The following is a 13985-nucleotide window of genomic DNA, read 5'->3' on the forward strand; positions in this document are numbered from 1 at the left end:
GATCAATGCCCGATTGATGTAGGAAGGCCCCATGCCGTCCCCCCACCCGCAACCGGTCCTCTTCACCGATCTGGACGGGACGCTTCTGGATTCCGCCACCTACTCCTGGGAAGCGGCAACGCCCGCGATGAAACGGCTGGAGGAACGGGCCATCCCGTGGATTCTCTGCACCAGCAAGACGCGGGCCGAGCTTTTGCCCCTCCGGCGCGATTTGGGCCACCGTCATCCGTTCATCGTGGAAAACGGGGGCGCGATCCTGATACCGGAGGATTATTTCCGCGTCCCGTATTCGGCCGATCCGCCTGCCGAGGGATTTCGGAGGATCCGGATCGGGGTCCCCTATCCGCTCCTTCGAGCTGCCCTCAAACAGATTGCGGAGGAAACCGGAATCGCACTGCCTGGCTTCGGAGACATGGATGCAAACGAGATCGCACGACGGACCGGACTGACGCCCGCGGAGGCCGGTTTGGCCAAAACCCGGGAATACGACGAGCCCTTTCTCTTGCAAGGGAATCCACGGCAACAGCAGGCCGTGCTGGACCGGATCGCGTCCGGGGGTCTCCAGTGGACCCTGGGCGGACGGTTTTACCATCTAACGGGGAACAACGACAAGGGCCGGGCGGTCACCCTCCTTTCCGAAATCTACCGGAGACAGTGCGGTCGGATCGTCACGGTCGGGCTCGGTGACAGTCAAAACGATCTTCCGATGTTGGCTGCGGTCGATCGGCCGATTCTCGTTCAGAAGCCGGACGGCGGGTACGAAGACGCGATCGCGCTTCCCGGGCTTGAACGGGCGGATGGCATCGGCCCGGTCGGCTGGAATCGAGCCGTTCTCGGACTCCTAAAAGAGTTCCCGATATCGCCCTGACTTCACTCGCGGGACTGTTTGACAAGGCGCGGGATATATGGTTTCATTATTTGAATAGGAAGGTTCATGGAAAATAAGCCGACAGAAGAAAACCCGGGTCGAACGCCCCGCGCGCACGGTTTCGGTCCGGCCAGCCCCTTGACCGACTACGACGTCTTTCTCTTCAAACAGGGGAATCATACATTATTGTATGACAAACTGGGCGCGCATCCGATGACGATGCAAGGGAACAGCGGAACACTATTTTCGGTATGGGCGCCGAATGCCGAACGGGTCTCGGTTGTGGGAGATTTTAATCAATGGAATCCGTCCGCCCACCCGATGGAAGTCCGAAAGGATGAATCCGGAATCTGGGAAGGTTATTTTCCCGGAATCGGCCCGGGGGACCTTTATAAATATCACGTCGTCTCCAGAAACAGATCGTTCAACGTGAACAAAGGCGACCCGTTCGCGTTCTGCTGGGAAGAACCGCCTAAAACGTCCTCGGTGGTATGCGATCTGAAGTATGACTGGGGGGATCGGGACTGGATGACGAACCGGCACCGGCATAACGCGCTGTCTGCTCCCCTCACGATTTACGAAGTCCATCTCGGTTCATGGAGGCGGGTCCCCGAAGAAGGAAACCGTTCGCTCACTTACCGCGAGATCGCCCCGGTCCTTGCGGCCTACGCCAAAGAAATGGGCTTCACCCATGTCGAGTTGCTGCCCGTTACGGAGCATCCATTCTACGGCTCTTGGGGATATCAGACGACGGGATATTTTGCCCCGACCCGACGGTACGGAACGCCGCAGGATTTCATGTACCTGGTCGACCACCTCCATCAACAGGGAATCGGCGTGATCCTGGACTGGGTCCCCTCCCACTTTCCCTCGGACGAGCACGGCCTGGCCTATTTCGACGGAACCCACCTCTACGAGCATGCCGATCCGCGGAAGGGATTTCATCCGGAATGGAACAGTTACATTTTCAATTACGGCCGCAACGAGGTCCGGGCCTTTCTCATCAGCAGCGCGCTGTTCTGGCTGGACAAATACCACATCGACGGCCTTCGCGTGGATGCCGTGGCCTCGATGCTGTACCTGGACTACGCCCGAAAAGAAGGCGAATGGATCCCCAATGAACACGGCGGGCGGGAGAATCTTGAAGCGATTCATTTCCTCAAACGTTTGAACGAAACGGCCTACGGGAAATTCCCGGACACCCAGATCATCGCCGAAGAGTCGACCGCCTGGCCGATGGTCTCGCGACCGACATTCGTCGGAGGGCTGGGCTTCGGGATGAAATGGAACATGGGCTGGATGCACGACACGCTGGCCTATTTTTCGGAAGACCCCCTGTACCGCAAATACCATCACAACCAACTCACTTTCAGCCTTTGGTATGCCTTCATGGAAAACTTCGTACTGCCCCTCTCCCACGACGAGGTGGTGCACGGCAAGGGCTCGCTGATCGGTAAGATGCCGGGGGATGAATGGCAACGGTTCGCCAATCTTCGGCTGTTGTACGGTTACCTGTACGGCCATCCCGGGAAAAAACTGCTTTTCATGGGCGGGGAATTCGGCCAGGTTCGCGAATGGAAACATGAGGAGAGTCTGGAATGGCATGTGCTTCAATTTCCGAACCACCGCGGGATCCAGCAATGGATGAAGGATCTCAACCGGCTGTACCGGTCCGAACCGGCGTTGCATGAAAGGGACTTTGAAGCCGATGGCTTCGAATGGATCGACTCCAACGACTGGGAGCAGAGCGTCGTCAGTTTTTTGCGGAAGGCCAAATATACCGACGAGGTCCTCCTGGTGGTCTGCAATTTCACGCCGGTTCCAAAATATCATTATCGGGTCGGCGTACCGAGAGGAGGCTACTGGCGCGAGCTTCTCAACAGCGACTCCGCCTATTACGGAGGGAACGGACTTGGGAATTCCGGAGGGGTCGAGGCCGTACCCGTCCCCGCGCATCAACGTTCCCATTCGCTCACGCTGACCCTGCCGCCTCTGGGCGCCCTGTTTTTTAAAGGATAGATACTCAGCGAGCAAGGCGAGCGAGAGGGGGAGGCTGAAAATTCCCCGCCAGGGGTGATTTTCCTCTATTTTCCATTTACAGGTTCCATCCTTGGCGGGAAATTTTAGTGAATTGAAAATGGTAAACCGTAAATAGGAAATCCCGTGCCCCCAAAATCCTAATGAGAGGGGGCGACGCGAGCCCCTATCAACTTGAGGAACGAATCATGAGAACCATGCCGGGCCATCCCTATCCGCTGGGGGCCAACTGGGACGGGAAAGGCGTCAATTTTTCCATTTTCTCGGAGCACGCGACCCGGGTCGAGCTTTGCATTTTTGACTCGGTGGAGGCCCCGAAGGAAAGCCACCGAATTCCGCTGACGGAGCAGACGAACCGGATCTGGCATATCTATCTGCCCGACGCGCGGCCCGGATGGCTCTATGCATACCGGGTCCACGGTCCTTACGACCCGAATTCGGGGCAGCGGTTCAATCCGTCCAAACTCCTGGTGGACCCCTATGCCAAGGCGATCGCAAGGCGGACCTATTGGGATGCCGCCATGTTCGCCTACCGGATCGGTCATCCGGCGGAGGATCTGGCGATGGACGAGCGCGACAACGGGGCCTTTGCCTCGCTGTGCGCGGTCATCGACCCGGCCTTCACTTGGGGGAACGATCGTCCTCCCAAGATCCCCTGGCATCAGACCGTAATTTACGAAACCCACGTGAAGGGTTTCACGGTCCGGCACCCGGGGGTTCCCAAGCCGCTGCGCGGCACCTACGCCGGCCTGGCCTGCGAACCGGTCATCCAGCACCTGCTCGGGCTCGGGGTGACGGCCATCGAACTCCTGCCGGTTCATCATCACGTCGATGACTACGACCTGGCCAAACGCGGACTGACCAATTACTGGGGATACAATACCCTCTCGTTCTTCGCCCCGGACCACCGGTACGCCTCCGGAACCATGAACCTGGCCGACGAATTTAAAATGATGGTCCGCTCCCTGCACGATTGGGGCATCGAGGTCATCCTGGACGTCGTCTACAACCACACGGCCGAGGGCAATCATCTCGGCCCCACCCTGTCCCTCCGGGGCATCGATAACGCGGCCTATTACCGGCTGGTCAAGGACACCCCCAGATATTATGTGGATTATACCGGGTGCGGGAACACACTGAACATGCTCCATCCTCAGGTCCTTCAACTGATCATGGACAGCCTGCGTTACTGGGTCACCGAAATGCACGTGGACGGTTTTCGCTTCGACCTGGCCAGCGCCCTGGCCCGGGAACTCCACGAGGTGGACCGGCTGGGGGCCTTCTTCGACATCATCCAGCAGGACCCGATCATCTCGCAGGTGAAGCTCATCGCCGAGCCGTGGGACCTGGGCGAGGGGGGATACCAGGTCGGGAACTTCCCGGTGTTGTGGGCGGAATGGAACGGGAAATACCGCGATGCGATCCGCCGTTTCTGGAAGGGGGAAGGGCGCCAGGTGGCCGAGCTGGCCACCCGACTGGCCGGCAGCAGCGATCTGTACGCCCAGGGCGGCCGCCTCCCGCACGCCAGCGTCGATTTCATCACGTCGCACGACGGTTTCACCCTGCACGACCTCGTCAGCTACAACCGAAAGCACAACGAGGCCAACGGGGAAGACAACCGCGACGGGACCGACGACAACATCAGCTGGAACTGCGGCGCGGAGGGACCGACCGAGGATCCCGAAATCAGGGCCCTGCGGGAGAAGCAAAAACGAAACTTCATGGCCACCTTGATTTTCAGCCAGGGTGTCCCGATGATCTGCGGCGGGGACGAAACCGGGCGGACCCAGCACGGAAACAACAATGCGTATTGCCAGGACAACGAACACACGTGGTACGATTGGGAACTGAACAAGGAACAGCGGGAGTTCCTGCAGTTCGTCCGAAACGTCATCCTCCTCCGGAAAACCCACCCGGTGCTGCGGAGGCATAAGTTTTTTCAAGGGAGGTATATCCGGGGATCCGAGATCAAGGACATCGCCTGGTTCTCACCCGACGGTCACGAGATGACGGACGAGGAATGGAACGCGGAATCCGTGCGTTACCTGGGCGTCCGCCTGGCCGGAGATGCCATCGACGACGTGGATGAACTGGGACAGCGGATTACCGGCGATACGCTCCTCATCCTCCTGAACGCTCACCACGAGGCCGTCCCTTTCGTCCTCCCGGCGCACAAGAAAGGAACACGTTGGGAACGCATCCTGGACACCAGCGACGGGGCGGCATCGCGATCCAAACGGCTGGCCAAGGGTGGACGGACGTATCGTCTGCAGGAACATTCCCTGGCGGTTTTCCGCCTGGTCCCGCAATAACAACGCGCGAGGCCGGCGCCCGGCGAGCCACGCGAGCCCCTCTCATTCGCTCAAAGGTGGGAGAAATCTTCTTCCTTCTGCTCCTGTTCTCTTTTCAAGCGCCGCTCGATGAACTGCTTGGCCGCGTCCCGAGCCCCCAGGCCGAAGGCGATCGCGAAGGCCAGCACGACGCCCCCCAGCGTGATCGAGAAGGCGGCGACGATGACGTTCTTCGCGATCCCAAGCTGGTCGAAGGCCATCGCCAGCGCCAGAAGAAGGATCGCGATCCGGACGGCCCGGGCCAGAAACCGCGCCTCGACGATCTGGGCGTTTACCGCCGCGATCAATGTGGCCCGTGCGAAGAAGTTGGCCAGCAGAAACCCCACGACCAGGATCACGACGGCGATCAGCATATGGGGCAGATAGGAAAAGACCTCCGAGACAAACTGATCCACCGGCTTCAAATCCAGAACCTCCAATCCCAGCATGAGGAAGATCAGGACGATCACCCAGTACGCAATCCGGCCGACCCAGTGCGCCGGCGACTCTCGGATCCCGCCTTTTGACAAAGCCAGCGACAGGCCGATCCGGCCGGAGTACTGATCGAACTTGGCGGTGACCAGAACGCGAAACACCGCATTCTTCACGACCCACGCGATCAGGACGCCCAGGGCCAGAACCACGATCATCGCGACCAGATGGGGCAGAAAGGCCCCCGTCTGATTGATAAACGCCTTCATGGGCTCGATAAAACCGGTTTGCCAGACCTCTTTCATGACCCACCTCCCTGGATCGGGGGTTTGTCCCACTGATCCATCACATAAGATTTTTCCCGTTCAAAACTTTGACACAATCGCTCGATCCGGCTCTCCGCCTCCGGGGGGCTCATCGATTGGGTATCCAGAATAAACGAGGCGACCCTGCCCAGATAAAGGGGCGTAAAGGATTTCAATAGGTGCTCATGGGCCATGACACGGCGATGAAAGGCCAGGGCGAACTCGTAGACGATCCGGGTCCAAAGCGCGTCCGAGAATCCGGGCTCCGATCCGTCCAGCCTTACGGCCACCAGCCCGGCGAGCGTTTCCGGGGCCAGAATTTCGGTCCAGACGGCCGTCAATTCCGTCCGGCCCAGTTCGAAGGCCTTGATCAACCGGTCGACATTGACCGGAACCGGTTCCAGTCCCACCTCGTACTCAAATCCGAAGATCGGCACGGACTCCGAACGCCCGACCGTTTTCCACTGCTCCGCGTATTTCTCCATCAGGGCAAAGGTCGAACCCACCACCTGGGTCAGCATGGCCGAGAGGTCGGCGGCCGGGTCCTTTGGATCATGGATCTTCGCGCCCAAATAGGCCTGGCAAATTTTGCAGCCACGCGCAATCGCCGTGGTCGTCATCCAGATATCGATGCCGTACCGCGCGACGTCTGTATCCCAGACGTCCTGGGTCAGAAAATAGCCGGCCAGGTCCCCCGAAAACCCGAACTCCCCGCCGATCGGCTGGCGGATCCGCGGGCCGTAGAGCGCGCGGGTCAGCGGATAGACGATGCTGTTGGTGATTGTGCCGTCGTACTTGTGCCGCTGGTAATACGGCGCGACGTAATCGAAGCCTTCTCTAAAAACCGGCCGCAGGAGCAGCTCCATCCAGTCCGGATTAATACTGCGCAGGTCGGCGTCCACCACCGCGCAAGCCTTGACCTTCAGGGCCTCCGCAATTTCGAATATCAGCCTGAAGGCGCTCCCCTTTCCGGGGATGCCGTGGTAGGGCGTTACGATCTTGTGAAGCGCGTTGACGCGGTGGGCCACGAGAATGCTCTGCAGATCCACCGTCGATCGGTCGACCGTCTCCGGGGTTCCGTCGCTCGATCCGCCGTCGGAATTCACGAGGACCGCCTTGGCCTCGGGAAAATACTTCGCCAGACCGGCCCCGACGGCTTGCACGACGCGGCCGATGGTCCTCGCGTTGTTGTAGCTGGGGATCCCGACCAGGATATCGGCCGGTCCGACCGCCGCAAGGCGCGTCTTCAGGTCTTCTCGCACCATCGAAACCGTCATTCCGCGTTGTCCACGTCGACGGCGTTCTCCAGCATCTCGAAAAACTTCGGAACGGCCGAGACAACCCGGTTCCAGTTCGTGATCAAGGGAATGCCCAGCGGATCCTGGACAAATTCCTCGGCCGCGATCCGGATCGCCCGGGTGAAGGCCTCGACCGCCAGCCGCTCGGCGTGCCGGTCGAAGACCAGCCCGTTGATGATGGCGTCGTCTTCGTATTTCTTGATCGTATCCTGTGCGGCCCGCTGGTAGGCCGTGCGGAGCGTGTTGAAGAACGCCGCGTCAAAAACCAGACCTTCCGTCGCCAGATTTCGAAGGAGCGATTTGGCGATGTCGATCGCCATCTTCATCAGACCGGTCTGCGGATCCTCCGAGGAGAGGGCCTGATGCTTGTGCTCGTAGTTATCGGACAGGTCCACCTGGCACACCCGCTTCACGGAAACGTTCCGGTAGATCTCGGCCAGGACCCCGACCTCCAGGCCCCAGTCGCCCGGAATCCGGTTCACCCGGGCCAGATCGGCCAGCATCGAGAACTCGCCCGCCAGCGGGTAGCGGAAGCTGTCCAGATAAACCAGAAAGGGATGGTGGCCGATCATATTCACCAGGGTCCTTATCAACGGGGTGACGAAAAGCCGGGTGACCCTTCCGTGCAACTGGTCGGTGATGCGCGGGTAGTAGCCCTTGCAGAATTCATAGCCCATGTTCGGATTGACCACGGGATAGCAGAGGCGCGCCAGGAACTCTCGATTGTAGGTGAGAATGTCGCAATCGTGGAGCGCGATCACCTTGCTTTGCCGCCGCGCCAAAACGTACCCGTACGCCAGCCAGGCCGCGCGGCCCTTGCCCTCGCTTCCGATGTCCAGCTCGCTCTGGGTCAGGAGGGCCAAAAGCTTTTGCACGCGCTCCCCGTCGACCCAGACGATCCGGTGTTCGCAATACAGGTCCTTGAAAAACTGCCGCGCATAGCCGAACTCGTTCCGGTCGGCCCGTCCCAGCGAGATGATAATTTCCCGGAGGTATTTCACGGATTGGAGCTGTTTGACGATTTCCTTGAGCGCCGGCCCCTCCAGCTCGGAGTAAAGACACGGAAGCACGAGCGCGATCGGCATCTGGTGGGAGAAGGCCTCCAATTGCGTCTCCAGCCAATCCAGATTCACCCGGCCCAGGCGGTGAAGAGTCGATATGACTCCGGTCTGATAAAAATCGGCCATCAATCTTCCTTATTTGTTGGAGCCAGGGGGACTTTACAGTATAATGGAAACGGTTCGAGGGCTTAACAGTTTACTAAGTATACCGCATCAAGGCGGACCTTTCAACTTTTTTAACGGAGGCGCGCTCACCGCGTTCCTCGGATATATCATATGACGGTAAACCTGGCATTCGCCTTAATCGGAATCATCATCTTCATCGGCTTTTTCGGCACGGTCGTCTTTTAAAAGACTCGAATCCCCGATCTGCCCGTGTTGATCCTCATCGGGATTCTCCTCGGCCCGGTTTTTCGCCTGATGGATCCGACCCAGCTCGCCGGCTTCACCCCTTACTTTGCGACGTTCGCGATGATCATGATTCTTTTCGACGGGGGCATGACGCTCGACCTTCGGAGCATTCTGCGGCAATTTACCGGCGCCGTCCTTCTGGCCGTGCTGGGTTTCCTGGCCACGGCGGCACTCACCGCCTTCATTTCACGGTTTTTCGGATACCCTTTCCCCCTCGGCGTGCTGCTTGGGTCCATCGTGGGCGGAACTAGCGGGGCGATTGTGATGCCTCTGGTCACCCAGATGCGGATGAGCGAGGAGGCCAAGACGATCCTCAGCCTGGAATCGTCACTGACCGACATTCTCTGCGTGGTAATCGCCGCGAGCTTGGTGCACTTGATTCCGACCGGCCAATCGGAATGGATCACTCCCCTCCAGGATCTGCTGGGACGATTCATCATTGGGATTCTCCTGGGCGCGGCCTGCGGGATCGGGTGGTCGAAGATTTTGGAACGGCTTCAAAAGCCTCACTTTGCCTACATGCTGACCCTCGCGGTATTATTTCTCCTGTTCAGCCTGGCCGAATTTATCCGCGGCAACGGCGCGATGGCGGCCCTGGTCTTCGGCTTGATTTTAGGGAACTACAAACGCTTCCCCGCTCTCTTCGGACCCGCCATGGCGGTAAACACCAACGAAACCGCGATCCGTGGGTTTCACGGCGAGCTGGCCTTTTTCATCCGGACGTTCTTCTTTGTCTATATCGGCCTGATCTTCACCATGGACCATCTCAGCCCGCGAACGCTTCTGTTATGCCTGTCGAAGCCGACGACACACACCTCCGGCGGGGCTACGGACGGAGCCGACGGCTGAGGTTTCAAAATAATTTTTAAAGAGCGAAGAGCGCGCCCAATGCGCCCGGGGCGATGAGGGGAACCCATCCGCCTGGGTACCGTCCAGATCCTCCCCCCCGCCGGCCTCCCTTCTTGATTCCGTCCGTCGATCAGGGTATCATCCAAAATCATTCCGGTCCGCCCCGCATTGGTCGTGAGAGGACAGCCGGGGCGGGACGAGCCCGCCCCGACGACGGGTTAGGCCCCCCGGAGCCGGTGCAATCCGGCAACGGGAGAGCCCACCGGAAGCTGCAGGAAGAAAAACCCGATGACGACACCGGCCCCGACCGGGGGAATTCAACGAAAGGCGATCGGAACGATTGTCGAGGTCCACGGCCCCGTGGTGGATATCGCCTGCGAGGTTTTGCCCCCGATCCATCGGGCCCTTGTCGCCTCCCTCGATCATGAGGCCTACATGTTCGAGGTTCACCTTCATTTGGACCAGCGGCACGCGCGCGCCATCACGCTGCATCGGACCACCGGACTGCAGCGCGGCGTTCCAGTGTTCGATACGGGGGGGCCGCTGCGCGTGCCCGTGGCCCCGGAATGCCTCGGACGGATGCTTAACATCTTCGGTGAGCCGATCGACGGCGGTCCGCCGATCACCGCGAAGGAATTCCGCGACATCCTTGTAAAGCCGATCTCGCTCCACGAAACGAAGAGCGTCAGCGGAGTGTTGGAAACCGGCATCAAAGTGATTGATTTGCTCTGTCCGTTTGTCAAGGGCGGCAAGACCGGGCTCTTCGGCGGGGCCGGGGTCGGCAAGACGGTGCTCATTATGGAGTTCATGCATGCCATCGTCCATCTGCACAAAGGAGTCTCCGTTTTCGCCGGGGTCGGCGAGCGCATCCGTGAAGGCCACGAGTTATGGCGGGAGATGCAAAACGCCGGCGTGATGCCCCAAACCCTGATGGTCTTGGGTCAGATGGACGAATCCCCCGGGGTGCGTTTTCGGGTGGGCATGACGGCGCTGTCGTATGCCGAGTACCTTCGCGACACCCTTCACAAGGAAGTCCTGTTTCTCATGGATAACGCCTTCCGGTTTGTGCAGGCCGGCAGCGAAATCTCGGGCTTGCTGGGGCGGATGCCGGCCACCGTCGGGTATCAGCCGACCCTGATGACCGAGGTGGCCGAGTTGCAGGACCGCATCATCTCCACCACCCGGGGCGACATCACCTCGGTTCAGGCCATCTATGTTCCGGCGGACGATATGACCGATCCGGCGGTGAGCGCCCTTCTCGGCCATCTGGAGACGACGGTGATCCTGTCCCGGGCCCAGGCCGGCAACGGGATTTATCCCGCGGTCGATCCCCTGCAGTCCGCCAGCAAGATGATGAGCGCCTACTTTCTCGGCGATCGGCATTACGCCGTGGCGGAGGGGGTCCGGGAGCACCTGGCCCGTTATCACGAGCTTGAGAATATTATCGCCATGCTCGGCCTCGAAGAGCTCTCGGAAAAGGATCGACGTATCGTGTTACGGGCCCGAAAACTACAGCGGTACCTCACCCAGCCGTTCCACGTAATGGCGGAGCACACCGGCATCAAAGGGGTCTCCGTCCCGCTTCGGGACACGCTGGACGACTGCGAAGCCTTTCTCCGGGGGGATTTCGACGGGTTGCCCGAAGATCGCTGTTACATGCGCGGGACCCTGAAGACCGAACGACGATGAGGCCCTTCATCCTCCATCTCCAGAGCGCCACCCAGTTTCAACGGATCGAGGGGGTGACCAGCTTTGTCGGAGAGGATCGCTCCGGCCAATTCGGAATTCTGGCCGGGCACGCGCGGATGATCACCTCGCTCGCATTCGGTTTGGCCCGTTATCGGACCGTCGAGAATGTCTGGAACTATTTGGCGCTGCCCGGCGCCTTGCTTTATTTTGTAGATGATCGACTCGCCATTAATACGCGGCGTTACCTGATTGATACCGACTACCAGCGCATCAGTTCGGCCCTGGAGGAGCAACTGGGGATGGAGGAGGAAAAGCTGCGCGGCATGAAGGAAAGCCTGCATCGTCTCGAAGCCGAGATGTTCAAGCGTCTGCAGAGGATGGAACGCGGCGAGGAAGGTTCCCCATGAACCGTCCAGGCGCAAGACAGAAGCCGAATCAGAATAAACTCAAAAAAAGCATGGAACGGGACGCGGAACGGATGAAACGGGCCGAGAAGGACCGTCCCACGCTGCTGGCGCAATCGGTCTATTTGGGCACCCTCGGCCTGCTGATGGTCCTGCCGATGATCGCGGGCGCGTATCTCGGCCGCTGGCTCGATGGCTGGTCTGAGGGTTACTCCGTACGCTGGACCGTCAGCCTGATCGTTCTAGGGATATTCATCGGCTCGATCAACGTCTATTGGTTCATTAAGGAATAGAGAATGGCGACCTCCGGTATATTCGGCGCGTCCGTATTTCACCTCGGTCCGCTGGTGATCACCCAGACAGTCGTGACCACGTGGGGCATCCTTCTGGGGTTGTCCTTGGTTTCATGGTTTTCGACACGCCGTTTGAGCCTTGACCCCGGACCCTGGCAGACCGTCGTGGAAGGGGCCGTAAGCGCGATCGAGGACGCGGTTTCCGCCGTGTTGCCCGATCATTCCCGGCCCGTGCTTCCTTTCATCGGCACCCTGTGGATCTTCATTGTCACCGCCAATCTCGTCGGGTTGATCCCGGGCTTGCAGGCTCCGACCGGCGATTTATCGCTGACCGCGGCCCTGGCGGTTCTGGTATTCCTATCGGCACACTGGTACGGTATCCGAACCCAGGGACTGAAAAACTACCTGCGCCATTATCTGACCCCGAACCCCATCCTGCTTCCGTTCCACCTGCTCAGCGAAATCTCGCGCACCATCGCGCTGGCCGTGCGGCTGTTCGGTAATATGATGAGCCTGCAACTTGCGGCTCTCTTGGTTTTGCTGGTGGCGGGTTTCCTGGTGCCGGTGCCTCTCTTGCTGCTCCATATCGTCGAGGCCCTGGTGCAGGCCTATATCTTTGGAATGCTGGCGCTGATCTACGTGGCGGGGGGGATCCAGTATCAACAACTCAAGCGAAGGGGAGAATAGGAGTATCACATGAGCGATATGACCTGGTTTACCTTGCTCTCGACCGTGGTTTCCGCACTGGCCATTGCACTGGGCGTCATGTTTCCGGCGGTTGCGATGGGCCGTGCCATTACGCAGGCGCTCGACGCACTGGCCCGGCAGCCCGAGGCGGAACGATCGATCACGCGGACCTTGTTCATCGGCCTCGCCATGATCGAATCGCTGGCCATTTACGTTCTGGTGATCGTGCTGATTATCCTGTTCAGAAACCCGCTGCTCGAATATCTGATGAAATAGCTCGACGGCGGATCGGGCGACATATTTTTGGGGATTATTTCCTGGAAAAGGATGACGGGTGGAATTCAGCTGGACGACATTCGTTCTCGAGGTCATCAACTTTCTGGTCCTCCTCTGGATCCTGAAGCGGTTTCTATACAAACCGGTCCTGGAGGCCATTGTGCGACGCAAGGCCGCGATCGAAAAGACCCTGGCCGATGCCAACACGATACAAAGCGAGGCTCAGGCTCTTAAACACCAATATGAAGGTCGGCTGGAGGATTGGGAACGCGAGAAGGAAAAAGCCCGGACACAACTGCGGGATGAAATCAAGGATGAGCGCGCGCGTTTAATGGCGGAGTTGAAAATCGCGCTGGAACAGGAGCGCGAGAAGAATCTGGTTCTTGAGCAACGGCGCATCGACGAACTCAGCCGCGGGGTCGAAGGAGAGGCCTTGGCGCAGGGTAGACGCTTTTTGGCCGGGTTGTTGCCCCGTTTTGCGTCTCCCGAACTGGAATCCAAAATAATTGATATGGTGATGAAAGACCTGCCGCGTCTTCCAGATGAAAAGAAGCAAGCGATTCGCGCCGCCCATCAGGCCCCCGGTTCAAGTGTGAAGCTGATCAGCGCATTTCCCGTCCGCGCGGATCAGCGGGACGCCCTGATACGCGTCATCGAGGACCTGATCGGACAGCCCGTGCGCTGCGAGCTGATCCAAGACGCCCACTTGATCGCCGGGGTTCGTATCAGCATCGGTCCCTGGGTGCTGCGCGCCAACCTGCAGGACGAGCTGGAAGATTTCTCCGAGGCCGGTGATGGCTCAATTGGATAAAGAACGGAACGGCTCCGCACTCGCCCGACGGTCAAATTGGATAAAACGATATCGCTTCGGCTTGCGCGTCACCGAGCAGGGGAGCCTTGTATCGATCGGAGACGGAATTGCCTGGATTAAAGGACTGCCGACGGCCGCGATGGATGAGATCCTTCAACTGGAAGACGGCAGCCGGGCCCTCGTCTTCTATCTGGCCCAAGACTCGCTGGGGGCTATTCTCTTGCAGCAAACGGA

The 13985-nt window shown here is 59.4% G+C and carries 14 protein-coding genes; 11 read left to right on the plus strand and 3 right to left on the minus strand.

Translation table 11 applies throughout. The features are described 5' to 3' along the window. The first annotated feature begins 31 nt into the window (after positions 1–31). From mpgP to glgX, 3 genes are all read left to right on the plus strand, one after another. Entirely contained in the window at positions 32–868 is an 837-nt protein-coding gene (gene mpgP, locus VMN77_07535; protein ID HTN43633.1) for a mannosyl-3-phosphoglycerate phosphatase, read from the plus strand. A 66-nt stretch (positions 869–934) separates the two neighbouring features. Beyond that, positions 935–2887: a 1,4-alpha-glucan branching protein GlgB gene (gene glgB, locus VMN77_07540; GenBank protein HTN43634.1), complete on the plus strand. Its 1953-nt coding sequence runs from the start codon at positions 935–937 to the stop codon at positions 2885–2887. A 206-nt stretch (positions 2888–3093) separates the two neighbouring features. Then, positions 3094–5217, plus strand: a complete 2124-nt coding sequence (glgX, locus tag VMN77_07545; GenBank protein HTN43635.1) for a glycogen debranching protein GlgX — start codon at positions 3094–3096, stop codon at positions 5215–5217. A 50-nt stretch (positions 5218–5267) separates the two neighbouring features. Here the strand turns inward: glgX and VMN77_07550 are convergent, their stop codons facing one another. Genes VMN77_07550 through VMN77_07560 form a run of 3 tightly spaced genes read right to left on the minus strand, consistent with a single transcriptional unit; the run spans position 5268 to position 8457 of the window. Then, positions 5268–5972: a hypothetical protein gene (locus tag VMN77_07550; GenBank protein HTN43636.1), complete on the minus strand. Its 705-nt coding sequence runs from the start codon at positions 5970–5972 to the stop codon at positions 5268–5270. Next, on the minus strand, positions 5969–7237 hold the full coding sequence (locus VMN77_07555) for a glycosyl transferase family 2 (protein HTN43637.1): 1269 nt from the start codon (positions 7235–7237) through the stop codon (positions 5969–5971). Before VMN77_07555 ends, VMN77_07550 begins: the two co-directional genes overlap by 4 nt. 8 nt (positions 7238–7245) lie before the next feature. Beyond that, complete coding sequence (locus tag VMN77_07560) at positions 7246–8457, minus strand: glycosyl transferase (GenBank protein HTN43638.1); 1212 nt, start codon at positions 8455–8457, stop codon at positions 7246–7248. A gap of 234 nt (positions 8458–8691) precedes the next feature. Between VMN77_07560 and VMN77_07565 the strand changes: the two genes are divergently transcribed. The 8 genes from VMN77_07565 to VMN77_07600 all read left to right on the plus strand — a co-directional run. Continuing rightward, positions 8692–9591 carry a cation:proton antiporter gene (locus tag VMN77_07565; protein HTN43639.1) on the plus strand — a complete coding sequence of 300 codons (900 nt, stop codon included), beginning with the start codon at positions 8692–8694 and terminating at the stop codon, positions 9589–9591. A 288-nt stretch (positions 9592–9879) separates the two neighbouring features. Further along, positions 9880–11280 (plus strand): F0F1 ATP synthase subunit beta, encoded by a 1401-nt coding sequence (atpD, locus tag VMN77_07570; GenBank protein ID HTN43640.1) that lies wholly within the window; start codon positions 9880–9882, stop codon positions 11278–11280. Then, complete coding sequence (locus VMN77_07575; protein ID HTN43641.1) at positions 11277–11687, plus strand: F0F1 ATP synthase subunit epsilon; 411 nt, start codon at positions 11277–11279, stop codon at positions 11685–11687. The genes atpD and VMN77_07575 overlap by 4 nt, the downstream gene beginning before the upstream one ends. Next, the gene (locus VMN77_07580) at positions 11684–11977 is read left to right on the plus strand and encodes an AtpZ/AtpI family protein (protein ID HTN43642.1); all 294 of its coding nucleotides are present in this window, start codon (positions 11684–11686) and stop codon (positions 11975–11977) included. The genes VMN77_07575 and VMN77_07580 overlap by 4 nt, the downstream gene beginning before the upstream one ends. Before the next feature lie 3 nt (positions 11978–11980). Then, positions 11981–12664: a F0F1 ATP synthase subunit A gene (locus VMN77_07585; GenBank protein ID HTN43643.1), complete on the plus strand. Its 684-nt coding sequence runs from the start codon at positions 11981–11983 to the stop codon at positions 12662–12664. 9 nt (positions 12665–12673) lie between these two features. Next, positions 12674–12940: a F0F1 ATP synthase subunit C gene (locus tag VMN77_07590; protein HTN43644.1), complete on the plus strand. Its 267-nt coding sequence runs from the start codon at positions 12674–12676 to the stop codon at positions 12938–12940. A gap of 58 nt (positions 12941–12998) precedes the next feature. Further along, positions 12999–13751 (plus strand): F0F1 ATP synthase subunit delta, encoded by a 753-nt coding sequence (locus VMN77_07595; protein ID HTN43645.1) that lies wholly within the window; start codon positions 12999–13001, stop codon positions 13749–13751. Beyond that, the coding region (locus tag VMN77_07600; protein ID HTN43646.1) for a F0F1 ATP synthase subunit alpha at positions 13735–13985 on the plus strand (251 nt) is incomplete at its 3' end. The genes VMN77_07595 and VMN77_07600, both read left to right, overlap by 17 nt.

It is taken from the genome of Nitrospiria bacterium, from assembly GCA_035498035.1.
Lineage (GTDB): Bacteria > Nitrospirota > Nitrospiria > JACQBZ01 > JACQBZ01 > JACQBZ01.

What these genes read in the sequence shown, in the direction of transcription:
- mpgP (HTN43633.1), top strand. Translation starts at nt 32, where the DNA reads ATGCCGTCCCCCCACCCGCAACCGGTCCTCTTCACCGATCTGGACGGG.
- glgB (HTN43634.1), top strand. Translation starts at nt 935, where the DNA reads ATGGAAAATAAGCCGACAGAAGAAAACCCGGGTCGAACGCCCCGCGCG.
- glgX (HTN43635.1), top strand. Translation starts at nt 3,094, where the DNA reads ATGAGAACCATGCCGGGCCATCCCTATCCGCTGGGGGCCAACTGGGAC.
- VMN77_07550 (HTN43636.1), bottom strand. Translation starts at nt 5,972, where the DNA reads ATGAAAGAGGTCTGGCAAACCGGTTTTATCGAGCCCATGAAGGCGTTT.
- VMN77_07555 (HTN43637.1), bottom strand. Translation starts at nt 7,237, where the DNA reads ATGGTGCGAGAAGACCTGAAGACGCGCCTTGCGGCGGTCGGACCGGCC.
- VMN77_07560 (HTN43638.1), bottom strand. Translation starts at nt 8,457, where the DNA reads ATGGCCGATTTTTATCAGACCGGAGTCATATCGACTCTTCACCGCCTG.
- atpD (HTN43640.1), top strand. Translation starts at nt 9,880, where the DNA reads ATGACGACACCGGCCCCGACCGGGGGAATTCAACGAAAGGCGATCGGA.
- VMN77_07575 (HTN43641.1), top strand. Translation starts at nt 11,277, where the DNA reads ATGAGGCCCTTCATCCTCCATCTCCAGAGCGCCACCCAGTTTCAACGG.
- VMN77_07580 (HTN43642.1), top strand. Translation starts at nt 11,684, where the DNA reads ATGAACCGTCCAGGCGCAAGACAGAAGCCGAATCAGAATAAACTCAAA.
- VMN77_07585 (HTN43643.1), top strand. Translation starts at nt 11,981, where the DNA reads ATGGCGACCTCCGGTATATTCGGCGCGTCCGTATTTCACCTCGGTCCG.
- VMN77_07590 (HTN43644.1), top strand. Translation starts at nt 12,674, where the DNA reads ATGAGCGATATGACCTGGTTTACCTTGCTCTCGACCGTGGTTTCCGCA.